This window comes from Halomonas sp. 7T (genome assembly GCF_025643255.1).
Classification (GTDB): domain Bacteria; phylum Pseudomonadota; class Gammaproteobacteria; order Pseudomonadales; family Halomonadaceae; genus Vreelandella.
Map to the genome: position 1 here is coordinate 2,729,531 of NZ_CP087112.1, position 18,549 is coordinate 2,748,079.

Genomic DNA, 18,549 nt, shown 5'->3' on the forward strand with positions numbered 1-18,549 from the left:
CAAGAAAACACCCGCCTCTTTAACCATTGGCGGGTGTTTTTTGGCGTATTAAGTGCTTTTTCTATGCGAATAACGCGTCGTCACCTTTCTGAATATGACGTTTCCAACGCTTGGCCTAAGCGTTGCATAAACGCCGTACATGTTTGTAGCTGGGCCGTTTCAATATACTCATCCGGCTGGTGCGCCTGGGCGATACTGCCCGGCCCCAAAATAATCGTTTGCAACCCCTGCCCCTGGAACTGCCCTGCTTCTGTAGCGTAAGCCACCGCGTGGCTGCAGCAGGCATCAGGCAAATGGTCTTTGGCCAAGCGAAGCACCTGATCGTTATCGCGGTCGGCTAGGCCCGGCACCGTGACGTTTAACGGTTCTGTGACTATCTCAACCGTTTTGCCTTTCGCGATTAACTCCTCGCTAAGCTGTGCGCAGTACGCCTCAAAACGTGCATATATTTCGCTGAACGACTCCGTTGGCAGGTGGCGAATTTCCCACTCAAACTGGCACTCCCGCGCCATAATATTGATCGCCGTACCGCCTTTAATTTTGCCTACATGCAAACTGGTATGGGGCACATTAAATGCCTCATCGACGCGGCCCTCATCGACCAATGCCGCCATGGTGTCTTCAATAAACGTCACCAGCCTTGCCGCGACGTGGATAGCCGACGTGCCTTGATTCACCTGACTGCTGTGCGCTTCACGGCCAATGACGGTAGTCCGAAGGTTGGTCGCGCCTTTTTGCGCCACCACCGGCTGCATGCTGGTGGGTTCCCCCACAATGACGTGGGCCGTCGTGGTGTAGTGTTCGTAGAAGCGTTTAATCAGGCTAGGGGCACCGACGCAGCCAATTTCCTCGTCGTAAGAAAACCCAAAATAGATAGGCTGCTTAAGGGGCGCCTTCACCCAGGTGGGCACCATGGCGAGGGCACAGGCAATAAAGCCTTTCATATCGCAGGTGCCACGTCCGTACAAGCGGCCATCGCCGCCGTCACGGAGGGTAAACGGGTCGCTCGACCATGGCTGGCCTGCCACCGGCACTACATCGGTATGGCCAGAAAGCATGACACCGCCAGGGGCATCGGGGCCTACGCGGGCAATCAGGTTGGCTTTGGTGCCGCAGGGGCTCATGACGCGCTCTGAGCTAACGCCGTAGTCTGCCAAATAACGCTCAACAAACTCAATTAAGGCCAAATTGGAATCGCTGGAGGTGGTGTCAAACGCTACTAGTTTCGCCAGCAAGGTGGTCACGTCCGTCATACTGCTCTCGTTAGTTAGTCGCTCAATACACCCTATTGCAGCTAACCCTATCACCGTCATTCGCCTTTTCCTACTAGGCCGGTTTACTGACCGTTAAACGTTGACTGTCACGTCGAGTTCATCGTGCATTCATGAAAACGTCATCTACACTTTCTACTGTTCAGTGCACCCAACAACTTAATAAACGTACTGCGCACGATCCACAAGGAGCCGTTATGTCTCGTTTCACGTTGCACGCGCTTGCCCTAGGGGTGGCTACCGCCACGTTTAGCCTTTCTGCCCATTCCGCGACCGAAGTCACTTGGTGGCACGCCATGGGAGGCCAGCTTGGTGAAATCCTTGAAGAAATGACGGAGGAGTTTAATGCCTCACAGGATGATTATCGCGTAACACCCAGCTACCGTGGTAATTACACCGAAACGATGACCGGTGCGATTGCGGCGTTCCGTGCGGGCGAGCAGCCCCATATTTTACAAGTGTTCGAAGTCGGCACCGGCACCATGATGAATGCTGACGGCGCCATTTATCCGGTATATCAGCTCATGGAGGATCATGGCCGCGCATTTGATCGTGACGCCTTCCTGCCTGCGGTGGTCGGCTACTACACCGACACAAACGGCAACATGCTGTCGTTCCCGTTCAACTCCTCAACCCCGATTATGTATTACAACCGTGACGTGTTTGAGGAAGCCGGTTTAGACCCTGAACAGCCGCCACAAACTTGGGATGAGGTCGCAGAGTACGCCACTCAAATCACCGAGTCGGGCGCTGCCAACTGTGGTTTCACCACCTCATGGCCTAGCTGGGTGATGCTGGAAAACTTCTCTGCCATGCACAACTCGCCGCTTGGCACGCTAGAAAACGGTTTTGGCGGGATTGAAACAGAGTTCAATTTCAACAATGAATTGGTTGCCCGCCACTGGGATAATTTGAAGACGTGGCAGGATACGGATGCCTTTAAGTGGGGCGGCCCTGGTTCCGGCCCAGACTCCGAACCGCTGTTCTACTCACAAGAGTGTGCGATTTTCTTTGGCTCTTCTGCATCCCGTGCGGATGTCGCGGCTAATTCCGACTTTGAAATCGGCTTTGGCATGCAGCCCTACTATGACGACGTAGACGGTGCGCCACAGAACTCCATCATTGGCGGCGCCACCCTGTGGGCACTTCAAGGTCACACCGATGACGAGTATGAAGCCGTTGCCGCCTTCTTTGAATACCTCTCGCAGCCTGAAGTACAAGCCCAGTGGCACCAACAAACCGGTTATCTGCCCATCACGCAAGCGGCGTGGGACTTAAGCGAAGAGCAGGGCTACTACGACGAGAATCCAGGGGCCGATATTTCGCTGAAGCAGATGACGCTGAACGAGCCGACGGAAAACTCCAAAGGCCTGCGCTTTGGCAACTTCGTACAGATCCGCGACATTATCTCTGAAGAGATGGAAGCGGTGATGACCGGCAGTAAGTCGGGCCAGGAAGCCGCTGATTCAGCCGTTGAACGTGGTAATCGATTGCTACGCGACTTCCAATCAGCCAACCAGTAAGTAAGCACCCGCTCCGCCGCCTGCCCCTGGCAGGCGGCGAGCCTGTTTTTAAGTGCCCCACTTATTGGTGCCGTTTATAGACGCAGGATACGTCGCCTATGCAAACCAAACGCATGACCTTCCCAGGGCGTTTTTTGCCCTACGCCCTGCTGGCTCCTCAGGTCATTGTCACGCTGATTTTCTTTATTTGGCCTGCCGGTCAAGCGCTTTACCAATCACTGCTGCGGGAAGACGCCTTTGGGCTACGCACCACCTTTGTGGGCTTGGAAAACTTTGCGCGACTCTTTCGCGATGGCGCTTATCTTAATTCGCTCTCAGTGACAGTGGTGTTTGCGGTAGGTACCACGCTGCTTTCCATGTCCGTTGCGCTGCTGTTAGCGAGCACGGTTAACCGCATGATCCGCTCACGCAGTACCTATACCACGCTGCTGGTATGGCCCTATGCAATTGCACCTGCCATTGCCGGTGTGCTGTGGTGGTTTATCTTCAACCCGTCGATTGGCATTGTGCCTTACATACTGGACATGGTCGGCTACCAGTGGAACCACCGTAATTCGGGCGCAGACGCCATGATGCTGGTGATTTTTGCCGCGGCCTGGAAGCAGATTTCTTATAATTTCCTGTTCTTCCTCGCTGGCTTACAGTCGATCCCTCAATCACTGATCGAAGCCTCGGCTATTGACGGCGCAAGCCCCATGAAGCGCTTCTGGACCATTGTTTTCCCGCTGCTGACGCCAACGACTTTCTTCTTGATGGTGGTTAACGTGGTTTACGCCATGTTCGATACATTCGGCATTATTCACGCGACTACCCAAGGCGGCCCTGCTCAGGCGACCAACACACTGGTCTATAAGGTCTACGCCGATGGCTTCGTAGGCTTGAACTTAGGTTCTTCGGCCGCTCAGTCAGTGATTTTAATGGCCATTGTGGTCGCACTTACGGTAGTGCAGTTCCGCTTTATTGAGCGCCGCGTGAACTACTAATACCGCTGGCTAATTGTTTGGGAGACTTTCAATGGTTGAAAACCGACCCTGGGCGAATTTTTTTGCTCACCTGACGTTAATGATTGGTGTCGCAGTGGTAGTGTTCCCTGTGTACGTTGCACTCGTGGCGTCTACCCAGGCACCGGGCGATTTGCTACGCGGCACGCTGCCGATGCTACCCGGCGCTCATGGTATCGAGAACTTTACCCGCATGTGGCAGTCCGGCGTTTCCAACGCAGGTGCCCCACCAGCAGGCATGATGCTATGGAACAGTTTTGTTATGGCCATGGCGATTACCATAGGAAAACTGTCGATCTCGCTACTGTCGGCGTTTGCGATTGTTTACTTCCGCTTTCGTTTTCGGATGTTCTTCTTTTGGCTAATTTTTATCACGCTGATGCTGCCCGTCGAAGTACGCATTATTCCGACGTTTCAGGTCGTCGCAGATCTCAATATGTTGAACAGCTTCGCGGGTCTCTCAATCCCACTGATTGCCTCGGCAACGGCGACGTTCCTATTTCGTCAGTTCTTTATGACGATTCCGGAAGAGATGCTGGAAGCGGCCCGAGTCGATGGTGCTGGTCCACTCAAGTTCTTCAAAGACATCCTTATGCCGCTATCCGTTACCAATATCGCGGCGCTGTTTGTGATCATGTTCATTTATGGCTGGAACCAATACCTGTGGCCACTGCTGATCACCACCGACCCAGACTACTACACCATTGTGATGGGCATTCAGCGCATGACCTCAGAAGAGAATCCCCAGTGGCATTTGATTATGGCCGCCGTGGTAATGGCCGCCCTGCCGCCGGTACTGGTGATTTTGTTTATGCAACGCCTGTTTGTAAAAGGCCTGACCGAGACGGAGAAATAACGATGGCCAGCATTACCCTGGAAGGGCTAAAAAAAACCTATGCGGGCAACGTCGCTGCGGTCAAAGGGATCGACTTACAGATTGAAGACGGTGAGTTCGTGGTACTCGTTGGGCCATCCGGTTGTGGAAAATCGACCCTGCTACGGATGGTCGCTGGTCTTGAAACCATCACCGAAGGCACGCTCAAAATTGGCGATCGGGTAGTGAATAAGCTAGAGCCCGCTGAGCGCGATATCGCCATGGTGTTCCAAAACTACGCGCTTTATCCGCACATGACCGTCTACAACAACCTCGCTTATGGCTTAAAGAACCGAGGTTTCAAAAAAGATGACATTGATAAACGCGTGCGTTTAGCGGCCAAGATTCTGGAGATTGAAGACTTCCTGGAGCGCAAACCCCGCAAGCTTTCCGGCGGCCAGCGCCAACGTGTAGCGATGGGCCGAGCACTGGTCCGCGAGCCTTCAGCCTTCTTGTTTGACGAACCGCTTTCCAACCTAGACGCCAAGCTGCGTGTACAAATGCGCGTCGAGATCAAGCAGCTTCAGCGGCGCTTAAAAACCACCAGCCTGTATGTCACCCACGACCAGCTTGAAGCCATGACCCTGGGCGACCGCCTGGTGGTGCTGAACGCTGGGCAAATCGAGCAGGTAGGCACACCCATGGAAATCTACGCTCGCCCCGCCACCATGTTTGTGGCGGAGTTCATTGGCTCCCCGGCAATGAACATGTTGCCGCTGGCCTACCTTCAGCAGCAAAATACCCAAGGCGTGCTGAACCATCTTCCCCAGGAGACCGATACCGTCGGCATACGCCCCGACGACATGCAGCTCACCGCGCCAGCCGAACCCTACGTCACGCTGGATGCCACTCTGATGCTGTTTGAAGCCGCCGGTGCAGAGAGCCATCTCTACGTCAACCTGGCAGGCAGCGAGCAGCCCACGGTGATTCGTGCGCAGGGCCAGCCGCCGGTAAGTGAGGGCGAAACGCTGCAAGTGTACGTGACCGAAGAGGCGCTTCACCCATTTAATAGCAAGACCGGCCAACGCACAGAGCAATAGTGCTTAAACATGAGGGCTTAAGCGCTTCAACTGGCTGAGCGGACGGCCCTCATTACCAAGGCAGCTTTTCACCACTGCTATGCCAAAACCCACCGCTGTTCTCTAATGTTAGCGCATCAATACGCGCCTTGATGCCAGCAGCAGCTTCCTGGGGTGAAATATGGCCACCAAAGTTCACCATACGGGTTTGGACATAGCCTGGATGCAGCTGGGCTACGGCAATACCTTGTGGCTTAAGATCCAATGCCAACGATTTTCCAAATGCATTGAGCGCTGCTTTGGACGCGCGATATCCATAACGACCGCCAGAATCATTATCCGCAATGGACCCCATTCGGCTGGTGATATTGGCAATTTTGCTGCCCTTTTTCAGTAACGGTAACAATGCTTCACATACGCGTAATGGCGCGTAAGCGTTGATCTCCATCTGAGTACGGATGCTGTCAAAGTCCAGGCTGCCTAGTGATTCATCCTGCAAAAGCCCTGCATTATTGATCAGCACATCGAGCGTTTCGCCTTGCAACGCGTTAGCCAGCGCAGCAACGCTTTCTGGCTGTGTTACATCAATACCTTCGATGATGCGCTCTGCCGCCGCTTGCAGTGCGCTCGACGACTCACGGCAAACACCGATTACCCGCCAGCCGGCCTGACAGTACTGATCGGCTAATGCGAGACCTACACCTCGGTTCGCGCCCGTAATCAAAACAGTTGCTTTCATTTTGGCCCCCTGCTGATTTTCTTAATGATGACAAAGAGGATAGAACTTCTATACACGTTCAGTTTAACAGGCCCTCGGCAGGCTTTTTGTAACGCCTGTCGTATCTACGGAGTAGCCTAACGCACGTCTGTCATCAGTTCTTCATCCTGCTGTCTTACCAGTGTCACCCGCACGGCCCATTGTGTTGTTAAACGTGATGAAGGGATGAATCGCACATGCGGCTCTGTATCGTCAGCGAAACATGGTCACCCGATGTTAACGGTGTAGCACACACCCTGGGCAGGTTATGCCGTGAACTAGCACGCCAGGGCGTCTCCGTCGATGTGATACGCCCACAACCCAACGTTGCCGGTAGCGCATCCAGGGTGGATAACGAGCTGCAGGTGCGGCGCCTTGCGTTACCTGGCTATGCAGAGGTGCAGGTGGGGCTTGCCACGCCCGCTAGAATAGGTCGCTTTTGGCAGCCACACCGGCCTGATGTAGTGTATTTGGCTACCCAAGGCCCACTAGGCTGGGCGGCGCGTCAAGCGGCTCGTCGGTTAAAAATCCCGCTGGTAGCGGGGTGGCATACTAATTTTGACCATTATTGCCACGACTATGGCGTGCCCTGGCTGTCAGCCATTACCCGTCGTTACCTGAACTACTTCCATAATGGCTGTGCGCTCACGTTGGTGCCTACTCACCAACAGGCAAAGACGCTGCAGCAGCAGGGCATTCACGATGTGAACGTGCTGTCTCGCGGTATCGATGGTGAGCACTTTTCACCCGCACACCGCGACGGCCAGCTGCGCCGCCAGTGGGGCGTTACCGACCATCAGCCTGTTGCCCTTTATGTGGGACGTTTAGCGCCTGAAAAAAATTTAGCGCTGCTTCAAGAAACCCTACAGGCCATGCGCAACGTTCGCCCAGACATGGCACAGGTGATTGTGGGCGACGGCCCAGGTCGTGCCCAACTGCAAAAGGCACTACCCGAGGCGCACTTTACCGGCTTTGTCGATAAGACCACCCTGGCACGTCACTACGCCAGCGCCGACATTTTTGTGTTTCCTTCGCTGTCTGAAACCTGGGGCAACGTGGTGAGTGAAGCGATGGCCAGCGGGTTGGCAGTTGTTGCTTACCAACACGCCGCTAGCGCTGAGCTGATCCAAAGCGGCCACAACGGCATTACCGTTGCCCCGGGCGATACCGCTGCCTTTTCACAGGCGGCCATTGAGCTATGCCAACACCCCGCTGATTACGCGCGCCTAGGCCGTGTTGCCCGGCTACGAGTGTTAGAACAGAGCTGGTCAGGCATTGCTGAACAGTTTACGCGTTACCTTCATCAAGCCCAGGAGAGCCATCATGCGTCCACGCCCGCTTGCCGTATTCGACCGTCTTGACCTCTGGGAGTGGCGGTTTTGCCAGCGTATTACGCTGCTTAGCCTCTACCGCCCATGGCGCCTTCTGCTGCAAATAGCTAGCCGATTAGGCGACTGGCCGGTGTGGGTCGCGCTGATTGCCGCCCAGCCGTGGCTGCAGCCTCAGCATAGTTGGCGGCTGGTACAATACGCAGCGACAGCTTGTCTGGCGATTGTGGCTTACCGGTTGCTTAAAACGCGTCTATGCCGCGAGCGGCCCTTCATCACCTATCGCAATGGCGTACACTGCGGCGAACCTGCCCGCGACCGTTATAGCTTCCCCAGCGGCCACACCATGCATGCGGTTATGTTTTGCGTTTTAGTCGCCGCACATACCCCGTGGTTACTGCCGATTGTGCTGCCACTTTCACTGCTGATCGCCGTATCAAGGGTGGGCCTGGGGCTGCACTACACCAGCGATGTGGTGGCAGGCGCTGCTATAGGCTATGGGTTTGCGCTTTTAAGCCTTTATGTGATGGGCTGAGCATAGCGATAGGTGGGAGATTTTTACGCTTAGCAGGTAAAGGTTTGAATAGCCCTATTATGTTGGGTAAATGCTGCCTATTGAAACACCAACGCCCGCAGTTGCGGGCGTTGGTGTGATAGCAAGGCAGGGTCACCGATCAGGGGGTATGTCTTCCAGATCATCAACAGTCGCCAAGAATGATGTTTTAAACATCATGTAAATCCCAAGCCCTGAGAACACTAGAAACAGCACAAACATACATAACATCAGTACCATGGCCATAACGCTTGTCCCTGAAGATGTGCGGCAGCTGCATTGACGTTTTGTAACCGCAGATAATTGCTCATCCCGCAAGAATAGACCAAAAACCCTGCACCATCTTTACAAAAGCCGAGTGCTGCGCACGGGCATTGCTAAAAAACATTAATTATCAATATGTTAAAAAATTTAAAACACGCAAAAAAACCACCTCAATTAAATGAGATGGTCGTTTTGCATCGCTGCCACTCCATGGCCTTGATGACCAGCGCCTCCATGCGTTGGTAGTAACGAGCAAGCTGAGTGTCCTCGTAAGTCCATTTCAACTGCTGGGCCTCATGCCTTCCTGTTTTGCCGGTCAGCTTACTCGCACTGTTTTCTGTCACAGCCAGTCGTTCTGCATCCTTACTGACGTTTTGCCGCTAGAGGCTACTCCGTTAGCGATAATCCTTTCGCTGTTGGCGTGAGATGACAGCTTTTCTTCAGGGTACATTTAGTACCTGCAAGCTGTAGGCCACCACCTACCAATAAACATAAAGACACTAAAAAACAAAAACTTAAATAACAAAAAGGATGCCATACTTTTGAGCAGATCAATTCAAAGATCGCTTTTATCATGTGTACAACTGACACATGGGACAAAAAATCTCGTTAAACACCTGCGATGTGTCCTACTAAACCGATGGCATCACACGCCAACTGAGCTTATTTTACTCATTGACCCTCATTGCCCGTGACGGGCCATTTTGTTTAAGGAATTTGCTATGAAACGTACACTTTTCTTTGGCATGCTCGTACTGGCGATGCTGCTTGTAATCAGTGGCTGCAATACAGTTCGCGGCATTGGGCAAGATATTGAACAGGGCGGCGAAGCCCTCCAACGCTCAGCGAGTCGCTAACCATTATGATGACCGTCTACCTCTCCCACGGTTTAGAAAGCGGCCCAGGCGCGTTAAAGATCCAGGCGCTAAACGGCATTGCTGAACAGCTAGAGGATTGTGAACCGGTGGTGATGGACTACCGAGGAATGCCGGAACCAAAACAGCGTTTACAGCACCTGCTGGCCACCATGTCATCCCGGCGCGACACACCAGCACGCTGTGTCTTGGCAGGTTCAAGTATTGGAGGCTGGTTAAGCGCGTCTGTAAGTGCGCAACAGCCGGTGCTTGGCTGTTTTTTACTGGCTCCTGCGCTGGGCTTACCCGACTACCCCGAAACATCGCCCACTATTCAAGCAGCCGTTACGCATATTATTCATGGGTGGCGAGATGATGTGGTTCCGCCCGACCCGGTGATTGAACGCGCCCGCCTGCAGCGGCTATCGTTACGCTTGGTCGATGACGACCACCGTTTACACGACAATCTGGACACTATTCTTGCTGATTTTGAGCGCTTTTTAGACCAATGCGCGGCCTTTAACCGATCACGCTAGGCAATCTTCTGGGCGGTATCTCAACAAATATTCGACATACACCCCACAAACCTATACAAATAGTATACGCCAATCAGGAGAGTGCTCATGTTCGGATTATTTAAGCGCGACCCCAAAAAGAAGCTACAGCAAGAGTATGAACGCAAGCTGCAGGCGGCTATGGAAGCCTCTCGTAATGGTGACATGCGAGCTAACGCCACCTTAACCGAAGAAGCCGAAGCCCTGCTGGCCGAGATCAACCGGCTCAAAGCGACTGAAAAGTAGGCGCCCCTATGCGTTCACAATGGATAGCCGCCTCGCTAGCAGCGCTTAGCTTAATGCCGCTGAGCGTGAATGCCAGTTGCCCCAGCCCAGGGGAGTGGTGGCAAGCTCGCCAAGCGGTGCCCACTAGCGAGCTTCTTGTGCAGGCTGCTCAACAGCAGGTCGTGCTATTGGGCGAGCGGCATGACGCCATTGACCATCACCGCTGGCAGCTAAGTACACTGGCGGGGCTTTATGCGCTGCGTAATGAGATGATTATCGGGCTGGAGATGCTGCCACGCCATGCGCAGCCGGTATTAGATAGTTGGGTAGCAGGCGCGCTGAGTGAAGATGAGCTGTTAGAGCAGACGCAATGGCAAGAGACGTGGGGCTTTGACCCTGCGCTTTATCTGCCTATTTTTCACTTTGCGCGGTTACAGCAGATCCCGCTCATTGCTTTAAACATTACCCCGGCATTGCGCCAGCGCTTATCATCCGAGGGTTTTGATAACATTCCCGCTGACCAGCGCCACCATATTCCCGCCCCACAAGATGCTCCCGCATCCTACCAACAGAGGCTACAAGCGGTATTTGATCAACATCCCATGGCGTCAGACGACGCTGACCAGCTAACGCGCTTTATGAATGCGCAACTAAGCTGGGACGTTGCCATGGCACATGGATTGGCCGAAGAAGCACAGCAAGGGTATTTAGCGGTGGGCTTAATGGGCCTGGGCCATGTTATGTATAACGAAGGCGTAGCTCATCAGCTTCAAGGGATGGGCGTAGAACGCACATTGAGCCTGCTCCCTTGGGAGCTTAATGGCTGCGAGCCGCCTGACCCCACCCTGGCTGATGCCGTTTTTATCTTGAATGATAGCGCTAAATAACCCGACGCCTCGCCAATCAACGCTAGGTAGGATGGGTTATTCGCTGTTACTGACCACGCAATTACGCCCCTTGGCCTTGGCGCGATAAAGGTATCCATCTGCGCGCTTGAGAACGTCTTCGCTGGTCTCCCCCGCCTGGGGGCAGGCTACTCCAACACTGGTAGTGACGGGCACTGGGTAACCATCGTGGTCAAACAGCATGGCGCTTTCAACGGCGTGACGAATACGCTCAGCAATGCGCGCAGCGTTGATGATATCTGCTCCCATCATCACGACCACAAACTCTTCCCCACCAAAGCGTGCCACCATATCGCCTGTGCGCACTTGCAATGCGATTACCCGAGCAAATTCACGCAGCACTTTGTCACCAACTGAGTGGCCGTGGGTATCGTTCACTTGCTTAAAGTGATCGATATCCATCATGAGCAGCCCATACGGGATCACTTTGTCCGTGCGCGCAGCTTCGCGCTCAAGCTCTTCAAAGCGGCGCTCCAACGCGCCGCGGTTCAACAGCCCCGTGAGTGCATCGTGGGTCGCTTGCCGATAAAGCCTGAGCAGCAGGCTGAGCTGAAAATGATTTGCCGTCAGAGCAACAACTAGCAGTGCCGCTAATAGCCACTGTTCCTCTAAGCCGACCGGCGTTAGCCACGTGCCTGCTACTTGCTGAGAGTATGTTAATAAACCTTGGAGTAGCACGCCCGCCAGAAGTGACTCTACCAACGTAAACGGAAAAATACTCAGCGATGCGACCAAAAGAAAGGGTATAAAGCTATAGCCGATCAGCGCTTGGCTATCACCGGGTGGGACCAAACTTAGCACCAATGCATAAAACAGCGCGGGTAACGCAATCAGCGTACCGGTACTAAACCGTATCCGGTGTATCTGCTCTTCACTGCGCCACGCCCACCACACTACCAGCGCAAACCCCAGCATCATCACCACACGCCCCACCAAGGTATAGCGGTGCAGTGGCTCGGGTAGCATCATCGCATCAATCAATAGCCATAACGGTGAGAGCAGTAAAAAGATAAATCCCATGGCCATTACCCGGCTGCGCAGATAATGACCATAGGCATAGATAAAATCGCGGCTGTGATGACGTGCCGTCAGCGTATCGCGCAGCGCACTCACAGTATTTGAGAGCCAAGCGGTGTTGGCCAATTGTGTGGAACTGACTTGACGGCGGCGTTCTAAACGCGAAGACATAGCAGTGAGCACTCTGATGTATACACAGAACGTGTATATACGATTTATTATTGAGATCGCTATGCTAACGTTAAACCATCTTATACGTAACCAGCGTGATATATGTCATGCGAAGACGCTTAAACGTTTAACTTAACCGGGTGCTTTACCCCTCGTCGGCCAATGCAGGCAATAACGTTTTAAGTTTCCGTGTTAGCGTATTACGCCCCCAGCCCAGCAGCTCTGCCGCCTCCCCTTTTCGGCCCCCAGTATGTTTAAGCGCCGTTTCTATTAAAATGCGTTCAAAATCAGGTACGGCTTCTTCCAATAAATGGGTATGCCCTTCCGCCAAGGCGTGGTCGGCCCACTCCCGAAAGGCGGAGCGCCAGTCGCCGTGAATACTGTTTTCTGTCGCGTTTAACGTGCGTAGCTCCGGCGGCAGATCTTCGATGAGAATCTCACGCCCTGAGGCCATCACCGTTAACCAGCGGCAAATATTTTCTAACTGCCGCACGTTGCCCGGCCAAGGCAACCGGGTAAGATGAGCCTCCGCTTCTGCGGTGAGCACTTTGATATCCGTTGACAGCTCTTTTGCCGCCTCAGCTAAGAAGTGGCGCGTGAGTCGTGGGATATCTTCTCGACGCTCCGCGAGGCAAGGTAAGTGAACGCGGATAACATTTAAGCGGTGAAACAAATCCTCCCGAAAGCGCCCATCGTCAACGAGCGATTCAAGGTTTTGGTGCGTGGCGGCAATAATACGCACATCCACTTTGACCGGCGTATGCCCCCCCACGCGATAGAACTCACCATCGGCCAGCACGCGCAGCAGCCGTGTTTGCGTTTCAGCGGGCATGTCACCGATTTCATCCAAAAACAGCGTACCGCCGTTGGCCTGCTCAAAGCGTCCCTGACGCTGCTGGGCAGCACCCGTGAAAGCACCTTTTTCATGGCCAAACAGCTCAGACTCAATTAAGTCACGCGGAATTGCCGCCATGTTCAGCGCGATAAACGGCTTACCCGCCCGGGGGCTGTGCTGGTGCAACGCCTGGGCAACGCGCTCCTTGCCCGTGCCCGACTCCCCGTTAATTAACACCGTAATGTGCGAATGCGATAGGCGGCCGATGGCGCGAAACACTTCCTGCATAGCGGGCGCTTCGCCGATGATTTCAGCGCTTAAGCCTTCTGGAACCGTGACCGGGCGCTGACGCTCTCGGGCATGGGCCACCGCGCGGCGCACCAGTGCCAGCGCCTCGTCGACATCAAACGGCTTAGGCAAATATTCAAACGCCCCACCCTGATAAGACGCCACCGCACTATCCAAGTCTGAGTGGGCGGTCATCACAATAACGGGTAAATCCGGATGCGCATCACGCACCCGCGACATCAGGTCCAACCCATCGATCCCCGGCATGCGAATATCGGTCACCAGCACATCCGGGGGGCTTTCTAGCAAGCGAGCCAGCGCCGTATCGGCTCGCTCAATACACTCTACCTGCAGGTCTGGCTGCGCCAGCGCGCGCTCAAGCACCCAGCGAATGGCGCGGTCATCGTCGACAATGACCACCCGTGCAACATCGGTACGTGTCGCCTCAGTCATGACGCTTCTCCGGTAAAGTTAATAACTAATGGAATCAATAAACGAAATTCGGTGTGGCCAGGGCGTGAGTCGCACTCAATCAATCCTTGGTGTTGATGCAAAATGGACTGGGCAATGGAGAGCCCTAAGCCGCTGCCTTCCGCGCGGCCGGACACCATGGGGTAAAAAAGCGTTTCGCGTAGTGCATCAGGAATACCGGGGCCGTTATCAATCACGCCAACCTCACTCACTAACCGATGGCGTTCGGCCCCTAGGGTAAATTGGCGCTTGGCGCGGGTTCGCAGGATGAGCTCTGGCGTGGGGGTGCCTGCATCGCTCATGGCCTGAACCGCGTTGCGGGCGACGTTCAGCACCGCCTGAATCATCTGCGCCTCATCGCCGGAAAGGTCGGGCAGGCTGGGGTCATAGTCACGGCTTATCGTGACGTGTGGGTGCTCAGCGATGAGCAGCGCCCGCACCCGCTCCAGCACTTTGTGAATGTTGACCGGTTCATGTTTAACAATACGGTTTGGGCCAAGCATAGAGTCGACCAAGTCACGCAGGCGATCCACCTCTTCGACAATGATATGCGTGAACTCGCGCAGCGCCGGGTCGTCTAGGTCGCGTTCCAGCAGCTGTGCAGCACCGCGAATCCCTCCCAAGGGATTTTTGACCTCATGGGCCAGGCCACGGGCTAAAATTTTGATGGTTTCCTGCCGAGTGGTCAGCGCTTCTTCCCGGGAAATTTGCATTAGGCGGTCGCGGGGCTCTACCTCCAACAGCAGCTCATTTTCTGACAGCGGCGTGACCGTATAGTCAACGGTTAACGGCTCACTATTGAGCGGGGTAATACGCGCCTCACGTTGGGTGAAGGGGTGAAACGCATCCCGGGCTTTGGCGAGTACGTCATCAATGCTATCGCCACTGCCTAGCAGAGTATCCAAACTGATGTTCTGTACACGGCTGAGGCTTACCGCCAGCAACGCTTCAGCAGCAGGATTCATCCAGCGAACGCGCAAATCGCCATCCAGCAACAGCACTGCCGTTGTGAGATGTTCTAGCAAACGTTGATACATGGCATACCCTGAATAAGTAAGCTGACGTAATAAACTGAGACAGTAAGCTGACACAGTGTGCTGAACAGGCGCTTCAGTCATCGTAAATGATGCCACTAAAAAGGCACGCTGCCCGCCGTGCAGGAAGCGCTGCAAAAAGCACGCCAATTATCGGCAAGCGCCGAGTTGCACGGCATAAGGGCACTGTTTGCCAACATGGCGAGACGTTCTAGCGCATTAAAGCGGCGTCTTTACCAGCCAAATGCACCATTATAGTGCAACGCTACTCATCAGCGACGGTAATACTCACTGGGTCAGTGCGATGTTGCACTCGACCGCTGCTATCTAATAACTCCGCCTGCAGCCGATGTTGGCCGCGCGGCAGCCCCGTTAGCCAAAAGGCATCGCTATGCAGCGCTGTCTGGCTTAGCTCACCGTTCACGAGTAGCTGAACCTGGTGATCCTCCCGAAGCGGAGGCGACACATGCAGCTCAACAGCGGTCATGCCATCGCGAATAGCAGCCCCGCGAAGGGGTGCGCTAATCGTAAAGCGGTCGTAAGGCATAAAGGGTTGCCCAGGGCTAGCCTGGCGACGCGGGGTAGGAGGGGTAGCAGTACGGGGAGATGTGGAAACGCTAGGCAGCGGGGCGAGCGTCAACGCTTCGCCGCCGCGCTCCGGGTTATCGGTAAACGTGACCCTACCCTGCTCATCTAACACCCGGTAAACCGTTTGTGACTGCACAGCGCTTACCCACAGGCATAACGCCAGTAAACCACCTGTGAATAACACACCTTTTGCGTAAAAACGTCGTCCAATCGCCATTGATTAACGTCCCATACGTTGTTTGCACTCATAAAAAAACCCCGCCGAAGCGGGGTTTTCAGGCTAATCACACCGCGAGGGTGATGTTAGCACCGTCCTTACAGATCGTTCTTAGCAAGAATCGTTCTTAGCAAGAGTAGTACATGTCGAACTCAATGGGGTGAGTCGTCATGCGGATACGCTCAACGTCTTCCATCTTCAGCTCGATGTAGGCGTCGATCATTTCGTCGGTGAACACGCCACCTTCGGTTAGGAACGCGCGGTCAACATCGAGTGCTTCCAGCGCTTGATCCAGGCTGTTTGCAACGGTCGGCACTGACTTGCCCTCTTCTGGCGGCAGGTCGTACAGGTTCTTATCCATCGCATCGCCAGGGTGGATCTTGTTCTTGATACCGTCGATACCCGCCATCAGCATCGCTGCGAACGCCAGGTAGGGGTTGGCGGTCGGATCAGGGAAGCGAGTCTCTACACGCTTGCCTTTCGGGCTAGCAGTGTAAGGAATACGGATAGAAGCAGAACGGTTGCGGGCACTGTAGGCCAGCATAACCGGCGCTTCAAAACCTGGCACCAGACGCTTGTACGAGTTAGTTGAGGCGTTGGTGAAGGCGTTCAGCGCACGGGCGTGCTTGATGATGCCGCCGATGTAGAACAGTGCCATTTCAGACAGGCCTGCATACTCGTCGCCAGCAAACTGGTTCTGACCATCTTTCCAGAAGGACTGGTGGATATGCATACCGGAACCGTTATCGCCCACCAGCGGCTTCGGCATGAAGGTAGCGGTTTTGCCGTAAGCGTGCGCCACGTTGTGGATCACGTACTTCATTTCCTGCACTTCGTCAGCTTTCTTCACCAGCGTGTTGAACTTAACGCCGATTTCGTTCTGACCGGCGTTCGCCACTTCGTGGTGGTGAACTTCGACGGTCTGGCCAATCGCTTCCAGGGTGTTACACATCGCGCCACGAATGTCATGGAAGCTATCCACCGGGGGAACCGGGAAGTAGCCGCCTTTCAAGCGCGGGCGGTGACCCAAGTTGCCGCCTTCAACCACGTTATCAGTGGCCCAAGCGCCCTCATCAGAGGTGATTTTGTACATAGAGCCCTGGATATCAGACTTCCAGTGCACTTCATCAAAAATGAAGAACTCTGGCTCAGGGCCGAAGAAAGCGGTATCGCCCAGGCCGGTCGACTGCAGGTAGGCTTCTGCACGCTTAGCGATAGAGCGCGGGTCGCGATCATAACCCTGCATCGTCGCAGGCTCGATGATGTCACAACGCAGGATCAGGGTAGCGTCTTCGGTGAAGGGGTCGAGGAAGGCTGTACCGTCTTCCGGACGCAGAATCATGTCGGATTCGTTGATGCCCTTCCAACCGTTGATGGAAGATCCATCAAACATTTGGCCGTTTTCAAAAAACTCCTCGTCCACGTCCCGAGCAGGAACCGTCACGTGCTGCTCTTTACCGCGGGTGTCGGTGAAACGCAGGTCTACCCACTTAACATCATGTTCTTCAATTAGCGCGAGAGTCTTGGCTGACATAGTGTCCTCCGGAATGAGCGTGGCTTAAAGCGTAAAACAGAAAGCAATCGATAAAAATGTTATCCGACAAAACATCCAACACGCTAAGGGCACGTGCCATGTTTGTCATTCTTCTTTGCTCAACGCTTGTTTAGATAGGGAGTACAAAGCGCCCAGCAATTATTCCAAACCGGCTGTTGTGGCAGCACCCAGCAGGGCATCTATCGACGACCCATTAGCCGCTGAACAGCTGTTTGCGAAATATAAAGCACAGAGCATGCCAACCTTGCACCAATATGGCATCAAAATTAAGCAACTCATTGTATTAATTAATTTAAAAATCACACCCACATGCATCCTCATGTGGCATCACACCTACCAGGGTAAGCCTACACGGCAGGCAATGCAGCAAAACGCACCAAAAATAAACAACCAACACACCATTTGCATTATTTTGGTGCACAAAAATCCGGCAACCGCTATTTGCGTTAAACAACTTTCTCTTGCTACTTAAAGAAACCAAGAACTACAATAAATTACAAACTTGGCGGGTTTCATAACATAGGAAGCCAATTTCATGGGTAGGGTCTGCTTTATTGTTGATGCGCTTGTAACGGGTGCACGCTTGCCGCGTCACCTCTACTCCATTCGGCAGTCCGGCCGTGCAGATCATCGAGTGCCTATTATTGTCACCCACACCCGTACGGATAACCGCTTAACGGAAATAGAGCAGCGCTACCAAGTACACTGCGTGATTACGCCATCACGCCCGCTGGGCGCACGCCTGAATCAAGCCGCCTATATCAGCCAAGCAGAGTGGTTGTTTATCGCGCTAAAGAAAAAAACCATCGACCCAGAGCAGTGGGACGACATTATTCCCATGCTAGATACCGCTTCACTCGACGCGTTAATCATTGTGAGCGCGCCACCACGCTTTAGCTCGCGTTTACTGCAGCGTTTAATAGGCTCAGCCATTACGGTACCGCCCTACATTGCCATTCGCCGCGCGTGGCTAGAGCGTATCGGTGGGTTTGACCCCGAGCTCGACGAGTCAGCCGTCAAGGATTTACTGCAGCGCCTCTATGCATGCCCAACACGACTGAAAACCATCACGATCAAAACGCTACGCCTAGCCTGCTACTCATTAGCCGCGGCTAACAGCGAATGCCCACCTTCCCCCTCCCACCTACCCCTTTTTGCAAGGCTTTTTACGACTGCACGTTGTTCACGTCCACGCTGAGCCTGACCGACACCGCTCCCCTGGGTGACGCGTTACCCACGCAACGC

At 54.1% G+C, this 18,549-nt stretch carries 18 protein-coding genes; 11 read left to right on the forward strand and 7 right to left on the reverse strand.

Features of this window, described 5'->3' with window-relative positions; genetic code table 11:
- Positions 1-80: 80 nt before the first annotated feature.
- A complete protein-coding gene (gene argE, locus LOS15_RS12735) occupies positions 81-1,253 on the reverse strand; it encodes an acetylornithine deacetylase (protein WP_263066334.1) in 1,173 nt (390 codons plus the stop codon).
- A 215-nt stretch (positions 1,254-1,468) separates the two neighbouring features.
- Between argE and ugpB the strand changes: the two genes are divergently transcribed.
- From ugpB to LOS15_RS12755, 4 genes are all read left to right on the forward strand, one after another.
- Complete coding sequence (gene ugpB / locus LOS15_RS12740; RefSeq protein ID WP_263066335.1) at positions 1,469-2,794, forward strand: sn-glycerol-3-phosphate ABC transporter substrate-binding protein UgpB; 1,326 nt, start codon at positions 1,469-1,471, stop codon at positions 2,792-2,794.
- Between the two features lie 98 nt (positions 2,795-2,892).
- Entirely contained in the window at positions 2,893-3,777 is an 885-nt protein-coding gene (gene ugpA / locus LOS15_RS12745; RefSeq protein ID WP_083000538.1) for a sn-glycerol-3-phosphate ABC transporter permease UgpA, read from the forward strand.
- A gap of 31 nt (positions 3,778-3,808) precedes the next feature.
- Positions 3,809-4,651 (forward strand): sn-glycerol-3-phosphate ABC transporter permease UgpE, encoded by an 843-nt coding sequence (gene ugpE / locus LOS15_RS12750; protein WP_030074162.1) that lies wholly within the window; start codon positions 3,809-3,811, stop codon positions 4,649-4,651.
- Positions 4,652-4,653: 2 nt separating this feature from the next.
- On the forward strand, positions 4,654-5,709 hold the full coding sequence (locus tag LOS15_RS12755) for a sn-glycerol-3-phosphate import ATP-binding protein UgpC (protein WP_263066336.1): 1,056 nt from the start codon (positions 4,654-4,656) through the stop codon (positions 5,707-5,709).
- A 52-nt stretch (positions 5,710-5,761) separates the two neighbouring features.
- Here LOS15_RS12755 and LOS15_RS12760 read toward each other — a convergent pair whose 3' ends face one another.
- Positions 5,762-6,427: an SDR family oxidoreductase gene (locus LOS15_RS12760; RefSeq protein WP_263066337.1), complete on the reverse strand. Its 666-nt coding sequence runs from the start codon at positions 6,425-6,427 to the stop codon at positions 5,762-5,764.
- Positions 6,428-6,642: 215 nt separating this feature from the next.
- Here LOS15_RS12760 and LOS15_RS12765 point away from each other — a divergent pair, with 215 nt between their 5' ends.
- From LOS15_RS12765 to LOS15_RS12790, 6 genes are all read left to right on the forward strand, one after another.
- A complete protein-coding gene (locus LOS15_RS12765; RefSeq protein ID WP_263066338.1) occupies positions 6,643-7,806 on the forward strand; it encodes a glycosyltransferase family 4 protein in 1,164 nt (387 codons plus the stop codon).
- Positions 7,769-8,308 (forward strand): phosphatase PAP2 family protein, encoded by a 540-nt coding sequence (locus LOS15_RS12770; protein WP_263066339.1) that lies wholly within the window; start codon positions 7,769-7,771, stop codon positions 8,306-8,308. The genes LOS15_RS12765 and LOS15_RS12770 overlap by 38 nt, the downstream gene beginning before the upstream one ends.
- Before the next feature lie 1,004 nt (positions 8,309-9,312).
- The gene (locus LOS15_RS12775) at positions 9,313-9,447 is read left to right on the forward strand and encodes an entericidin A/B family lipoprotein (RefSeq protein ID WP_263066340.1); all 135 of its coding nucleotides are present in this window, start codon (positions 9,313-9,315) and stop codon (positions 9,445-9,447) included.
- A 5-nt stretch (positions 9,448-9,452) separates the two neighbouring features.
- Positions 9,453-9,980, forward strand: a complete 528-nt coding sequence (locus LOS15_RS12780; protein WP_263066341.1) for a YqiA/YcfP family alpha/beta fold hydrolase — start codon at positions 9,453-9,455, stop codon at positions 9,978-9,980.
- Between the two features lie 87 nt (positions 9,981-10,067).
- Positions 10,068-10,244, forward strand: a complete 177-nt coding sequence (locus LOS15_RS12785; protein ID WP_263066342.1) for a DUF6435 family protein — start codon at positions 10,068-10,070, stop codon at positions 10,242-10,244.
- 8 nt (positions 10,245-10,252) lie between these two features.
- Entirely contained in the window at positions 10,253-11,110 is an 858-nt protein-coding gene (locus LOS15_RS12790; protein ID WP_263066343.1) for a ChaN family lipoprotein, read from the forward strand.
- 36 nt (positions 11,111-11,146) lie between these two features.
- On the opposite strand, the gene LOS15_RS12795 is transcribed toward LOS15_RS12790, so the two are convergent.
- The 5 genes from LOS15_RS12795 to glnA form a co-directional block, all read right to left on the reverse strand.
- A complete protein-coding gene (locus tag LOS15_RS12795; protein WP_263066344.1) occupies positions 11,147-12,316 on the reverse strand; it encodes a GGDEF domain-containing protein in 1,170 nt (389 codons plus the stop codon).
- A 145-nt stretch (positions 12,317-12,461) separates the two neighbouring features.
- Positions 12,462-13,892 carry a nitrogen regulation protein NR(I) gene (gene ntrC, locus LOS15_RS12800; protein ID WP_263066345.1) on the reverse strand — a complete coding sequence of 477 codons (1,431 nt, stop codon included), beginning with the start codon at positions 13,890-13,892 and terminating at the stop codon, positions 12,462-12,464.
- Positions 13,889-14,947, reverse strand: a complete 1,059-nt coding sequence (glnL, locus tag LOS15_RS12805; protein ID WP_263066346.1) for a nitrogen regulation protein NR(II) — start codon at positions 14,945-14,947, stop codon at positions 13,889-13,891. The genes ntrC and glnL overlap by 4 nt, the downstream gene beginning before the upstream one ends.
- Before the next feature lie 262 nt (positions 14,948-15,209).
- A complete protein-coding gene (locus LOS15_RS12810; RefSeq protein WP_263066347.1) occupies positions 15,210-15,749 on the reverse strand; it encodes a DUF4124 domain-containing protein in 540 nt (179 codons plus the stop codon).
- A 127-nt stretch (positions 15,750-15,876) separates the two neighbouring features.
- Positions 15,877-17,283, reverse strand: coding sequence for a glutamate--ammonia ligase (gene glnA / locus LOS15_RS12815; protein ID WP_263066348.1), 1,407 nt, complete (start codon positions 17,281-17,283; stop codon positions 15,877-15,879).
- 556 nt (positions 17,284-17,839) lie between these two features.
- On the opposite strand from glnA, the gene LOS15_RS12820 reads away from it, so the two are divergent.
- On the forward strand, positions 17,840-18,502 hold the full coding sequence (locus LOS15_RS12820) for a hypothetical protein (protein ID WP_263066349.1): 663 nt from the start codon (positions 17,840-17,842) through the stop codon (positions 18,500-18,502).
- Positions 18,503-18,549: the final 47 nt, after the last annotated feature.

Bases quoted from the DNA above. Each gene is read 5' to 3' on its own strand.
- ugpA (WP_083000538.1), top strand. From the start codon at position 2,893: ATGCAAACCAAACGCATGACCTTCCCAGGGCGTTTTTTGCCCTACGCC.
- glnL (WP_263066346.1), bottom strand. From the start codon at position 14,947: ATGTATCAACGTTTGCTAGAACATCTCACAACGGCAGTGCTGTTGCTG.
- LOS15_RS12795 (WP_263066344.1), bottom strand. From the start codon at position 12,316: ATGTCTTCGCGTTTAGAACGCCGCCGTCAAGTCAGTTCCACACAATTG.
- glnA (WP_263066348.1), bottom strand. From the start codon at position 17,283: ATGTCAGCCAAGACTCTCGCGCTAATTGAAGAACATGATGTTAAGTGG.
- LOS15_RS12775 (WP_263066340.1), top strand. From the start codon at position 9,313: ATGAAACGTACACTTTTCTTTGGCATGCTCGTACTGGCGATGCTGCTT.
- LOS15_RS12760 (WP_263066337.1), bottom strand. From the start codon at position 6,427: ATGAAAGCAACTGTTTTGATTACGGGCGCGAACCGAGGTGTAGGTCTC.
- LOS15_RS12780 (WP_263066341.1), top strand. From the start codon at position 9,453: ATGATGACCGTCTACCTCTCCCACGGTTTAGAAAGCGGCCCAGGCGCG.
- LOS15_RS12810 (WP_263066347.1), bottom strand. From the start codon at position 15,749: ATGGCGATTGGACGACGTTTTTACGCAAAAGGTGTGTTATTCACAGGT.
- LOS15_RS12755 (WP_263066336.1), top strand. From the start codon at position 4,654: ATGGCCAGCATTACCCTGGAAGGGCTAAAAAAAACCTATGCGGGCAAC.
- LOS15_RS12820 (WP_263066349.1), top strand. From the start codon at position 17,840: ATGGGTAGGGTCTGCTTTATTGTTGATGCGCTTGTAACGGGTGCACGC.
- LOS15_RS12785 (WP_263066342.1), top strand. From the start codon at position 10,068: ATGTTCGGATTATTTAAGCGCGACCCCAAAAAGAAGCTACAGCAAGAG.
- LOS15_RS12770 (WP_263066339.1), top strand. From the start codon at position 7,769: ATGCGTCCACGCCCGCTTGCCGTATTCGACCGTCTTGACCTCTGGGAG.
- ntrC (WP_263066345.1), bottom strand. From the start codon at position 13,892: ATGACTGAGGCGACACGTACCGATGTTGCACGGGTGGTCATTGTCGAC.
- ugpE (WP_030074162.1), top strand. From the start codon at position 3,809: ATGGTTGAAAACCGACCCTGGGCGAATTTTTTTGCTCACCTGACGTTA.
- LOS15_RS12790 (WP_263066343.1), top strand. From the start codon at position 10,253: ATGCGTTCACAATGGATAGCCGCCTCGCTAGCAGCGCTTAGCTTAATG.
- ugpB (WP_263066335.1), top strand. From the start codon at position 1,469: ATGTCTCGTTTCACGTTGCACGCGCTTGCCCTAGGGGTGGCTACCGCC.
- LOS15_RS12765 (WP_263066338.1), top strand. From the start codon at position 6,643: ATGCGGCTCTGTATCGTCAGCGAAACATGGTCACCCGATGTTAACGGT.
- argE (WP_263066334.1), bottom strand. From the start codon at position 1,253: ATGACGGACGTGACCACCTTGCTGGCGAAACTAGTAGCGTTTGACACC.